Origin of the sequence: Planktothrix sp. FACHB-1355 (genome assembly GCF_014748295.1) — a bacterium.
GTDB lineage: Bacteria > Cyanobacteriota > Cyanobacteriia > Cyanobacteriales > Aerosakkonemataceae > Aerosakkonema > Aerosakkonema funiforme_A.
Window position 1 is genome coordinate 1 of sequence record NZ_JACJUP010000792.1, and the last position, 3,400, is coordinate 3,400.

The following is a 3,400-nucleotide window of genomic DNA, read 5'->3' on the forward strand; positions in this document are numbered from 1 at the left end:
GATTCTTTTTTCAACGCAGAGGTACGCTAAGGTTAGCGCAGAGGTACGCAGAGGAAAAGAAAAACTTGGCGTTACTTTGCGTTGACCTTTGCGTCCTTTGCGTTTAAAATAGTACCAAGATGCAGTTTGGTGATGCGAGATTACTCTACATTACCTAAATTAACTACTAAAAATGCTGTCATTAGTACCTTACACCTTACCTAATTATGACTACCGTTACGCCAAAAAAATTTACTTTAGATGAATATCACCGTTTGGAGGAACTGGGTTTTTTCAGTCCCGACGAACGAGTTGAACTGATTCGGGGAGAAATTATCCAGATGCCTACTAAAAAAACGCCGCACTCTGTCTGCAATACTCTTTTAGTTCAGGAATTAATTATACTGTTGGGTAGGCGTGCGATCGTGCGCGGACAAGAACCAATTATCCTCCCTGCTGACAGCGAACCTCAACCTGATGTTGTCATTGCAAATAATAGTCCTGACAATTATATATCTTCTCACCCGTATCCGGAGGATGTGTTGCTGGTAATCGAAATTTCTGATTCTACTTTGAGTTACGATCGCACAACAAAATTATCTCTCTACGCCGAAGATGGAATTTATCATTACTGGATATTTAACCTAGTAGATAATTGCTTGGAAATTTATAACGAACCATATCAGGATATGCAAGGCAAGTTCAGTTATCGCCTGAGACGAATTGCCTTGCCGAATGAAACAGTCACCCTTCCAGGATTTCCCGATTTATCTCTTAACTTGTCCTCAGTCTTTCCCAGACAGTCGGACGCATAAAGTTATCGAAAAATTGCGCGATATCATCGCATTTCGCGATCTGAACTTTTGCGAAGATGCTCAAGGAATTCCGGGTAATTTTCTAAACTGTATGGATTATTTAGGTCAAGAAAACCCTCGTTTTGTTACCGCTCGACCATTTTTAGAAAATAAGGATCGATCGTAATATGCTGAAAGAGCTAGATGTAATTACTTTAACCCGCGATCTTGAAGAACACGGATTGAAAAAGGGCGCTAAGGGAGCGATCGTTCATTGTTATGATGATGAACAGGCGTTTGAGATAGAGTTTGTCAGCGATACGGGAGAAACACTAGCTTTATTAACTTTGGAAAGAGCGGATATTCAATTAGAGCGAGAAATAATTAGAGGGCTAGTTTTAGAGCTTCTTGATGCTTTACCCGCCGATTTATTGGCAGAAGTGCGAGATTTTGCTGAATTTTTGCAGCACAAGCGTCAAAGAAAAGTGAGTTAAAGGTTGGTGGGAGTTATTATGAGTACTACCGATTTAAAGAATCTGTACGAAGTTGATGATTATCAATGGCTAGAAGAAACAGTGAAATTGCTAAAAAAGCAGCGATTTGAAGACCTGGATTTAGATAACTTAATTGAGGAGTTAGAGGATTTGGGCAAGGAAAAGAAAAATGCGGTAGCCAGCCTTTTAGAACAGGTTATCCGTCATTTATTATTACTGCAATATTGGACGAGTGAATCTGAGTATAATGCAGTCCATTGGCAAGAAGAAATCTATAATTTCCGAATTCAGTTGAGACGAAGGATTACTACCAATCTCCGTAATTATTTGGAGTCGGAATTGAATTCTATCTATAAAGATGCGTTAGGTTTTGTGAAAATTAAAACCCAAAATTCCGTCAGTTTACCCCCAGAGTGTCCTTACTCGCTTGACCAAATACTTGATATTGAGTGGTTGCCCTCGTTAAGTTAAATCTAAAAACACAATTATGCTAAAATGGTAGCGAACGCTTGTTAAGAAAAAACAGGCGTATATCACGCCACGCGCACGCTACCATTTGGGTAAAAGAAGAGGATAATCTCTGCTGTTATGTTACAGAAACTGCTTACCAAGATGCTTCTTTATACTGCTCCCAACCCAAACAATTTAATAATCAAATCTGATACTTTATTGAATTCTTCTACAAACTTAGCAGCTACTGGTAACACAGAAAACATTGTTTTGAGAGCAGAATTGGCGTCTTGAGCCTGTTTCTTTTTTTCTCCTCCATCGGGATTGTTAACAGCATCTTCAATTAGTTTTACTTGTGCTAAAACTTTCTCTTTTTGGTCTTTAGTCAAGTTTGACTCTGCCTCAATACTCGCTTTAAGTTTGGAAATAGAAGATTCGATTTCAGCCTTATCTTCTTTTGGTAATGCAGATTCTTGTTTATGGTATACGATACTACTTTGATGGACATCCCCACCTGTGAAATTACCTTCAAAGCTTCCTCCGATACTGTTTTGTATTGATTCGTTTCCCATAAATTCCTCCCATTTTGCTTTTTGTCTAGTTGTTTAACGATAAGTTGAAGTAGTGCCAGAAGCGTCTCCTCCAATGTAATTACCCGTAACATTTCCTCCAACTATATTCACTACGTAACCACCTAATTTATTATTTTCCATGTAGTTACACAGGTCTTCAACTACAATTTTTAAACCTCTCACATCCGTAGTCACAAATACTTTCATGTGTCCTGAATTCAAATATAGTCCTAGACCATACCGTTGTGGCTGAGTAATGTTGTATATAACTCCAGCAATCGCTCCTAAAACCAGTAATCCGCCTACTAGGCTAATATTTGGAAGACTGCCGAGAACCAATCCTATGATAAACAAAATAAAAAGCGAGCCCAGAGGGATTTTAATTGTATCCACTTTGGCTATGCCAAAACCTGTGACGTTATGAAATTGAAAAACATTAGAACCAAACTGAACTGTCTTGGCTGTGAGCTTTATTGTCCCACCTTCCAGGATTTCAGTATATCTATCACCGGGGATGATTTGTTTATTTTCAGCCATTGTTACGTTCTGTCAATTTTTCTTAATTAACTTAAAAAGTATTTGCAAAGGTTAGGTTTCGTTACTTAAACGAAGCAGGTCTACACTAGCGTGTGGGTCATTTGGGTTGTCCTCATCCTTGGTTGTACAAGTTTGTTGCCATTCTTAAATATGATAAGCTCGCTGTTATTGTGCAGTAATTTGGCTAACTGCATCAGGAAAAGTCGAATTTTGTCATCTAAATTGTGAGATAATGTCATAAAAAATCAGATAAAATACACCAAAACCAGCAGATACAGTACCTATGGAGCTTAAGGAAATCTTAAGATTTGCCGACGATCTAGTCTTTGCCAAGACGGGAAAACACTTGGACGACCTGCAACAGGCTATCTTAAGGGAAACGTTCCAAGGTCAGAAATATGCCAAAATTGCACAAGAACGGAATTGCAGTGAAGGTTACATTAGGAGTGTTGCTTCTGAACTATGGAAAATTTTTTCAGATGTCTTAAAAGAAGATGTCACAAAAACGAATGTTAAATCCATACTAGAGAGAGCAAGGTTTTATAATTTTTCACAAACTATAGCTAGCGATAAT

General features: G+C 38.3%; 6 protein-coding genes and 1 pseudogene. 5 read left to right on the forward strand and 2 right to left on the reverse strand.

What is annotated here, in order from left to right; all coding sequences use genetic code 11:
- The first annotated feature begins 206 nt into the window (after window positions 1–206).
- Genes H6S82_RS24930 through H6S82_RS24940 form a run of 4 tightly spaced genes read left to right on the forward strand, consistent with a single transcriptional unit; the run spans window position 207 to window position 1,738 of the window.
- Complete coding sequence (locus H6S82_RS24930; RefSeq protein ID WP_190464049.1) at window positions 207–794, forward strand: Uma2 family endonuclease; 588 nt, start codon at window positions 207–209, stop codon at window positions 792–794.
- 13 nt (window positions 795–807) lie between these two features.
- A complete protein-coding gene (locus tag H6S82_RS33075; RefSeq protein ID WP_206756895.1) occupies window positions 808–960 on the forward strand; it encodes a hypothetical protein in 153 nt (50 codons plus the stop codon).
- A 1-nt stretch (window position 961) separates the two neighbouring features.
- The gene (locus tag H6S82_RS24935; protein WP_190464048.1) at window positions 962–1,267 is read left to right on the forward strand and encodes a DUF4926 domain-containing protein; all 306 of its coding nucleotides are present in this window, start codon (window positions 962–964) and stop codon (window positions 1,265–1,267) included.
- An 18-nt stretch (window positions 1,268–1,285) separates the two neighbouring features.
- A complete protein-coding gene (locus H6S82_RS24940; RefSeq protein ID WP_190464047.1) occupies window positions 1,286–1,738 on the forward strand; it encodes a DUF29 domain-containing protein in 453 nt (150 codons plus the stop codon).
- A gap of 149 nt (window positions 1,739–1,887) precedes the next feature.
- Here H6S82_RS24940 and H6S82_RS24945 read toward each other — a convergent pair whose 3' ends face one another.
- Window positions 1,888–2,289, reverse strand: a complete 402-nt coding sequence (locus H6S82_RS24945) for a hypothetical protein (RefSeq protein WP_190464046.1) — start codon at window positions 2,287–2,289, stop codon at window positions 1,888–1,890.
- 33 nt (window positions 2,290–2,322) lie between these two features.
- Entirely contained in the window at window positions 2,323–2,826 is a 504-nt protein-coding gene (locus H6S82_RS24950) for a DUF6232 family protein (RefSeq protein WP_190464045.1), read from the reverse strand.
- 283 nt (window positions 2,827–3,109) lie between these two features.
- Here H6S82_RS24950 and H6S82_RS33080 point away from each other — a divergent pair.
- Window positions 3,110–3,400 (forward strand): annotated as a pseudogene (locus H6S82_RS33080) (ATPase); the annotation flags it as partial.

Excerpts from the sequence above, each read along its gene's own strand:
- H6S82_RS24940 (WP_190464047.1), top strand. The coding sequence starts at position 1,286 with ATGAGTACTACCGATTTAAAGAATCTGTACGAAGTTGATGATTATCAA.
- H6S82_RS24935 (WP_190464048.1), top strand. The coding sequence starts at position 962 with ATGCTGAAAGAGCTAGATGTAATTACTTTAACCCGCGATCTTGAAGAA.
- H6S82_RS24945 (WP_190464046.1), bottom strand. The coding sequence starts at position 2,289 with ATGGGAAACGAATCAATACAAAACAGTATCGGAGGAAGCTTTGAAGGT.
- H6S82_RS24950 (WP_190464045.1), bottom strand. The coding sequence starts at position 2,826 with ATGGCTGAAAATAAACAAATCATCCCCGGTGATAGATATACTGAAATC.
- H6S82_RS24930 (WP_190464049.1), top strand. The coding sequence starts at position 207 with ATGACTACCGTTACGCCAAAAAAATTTACTTTAGATGAATATCACCGT.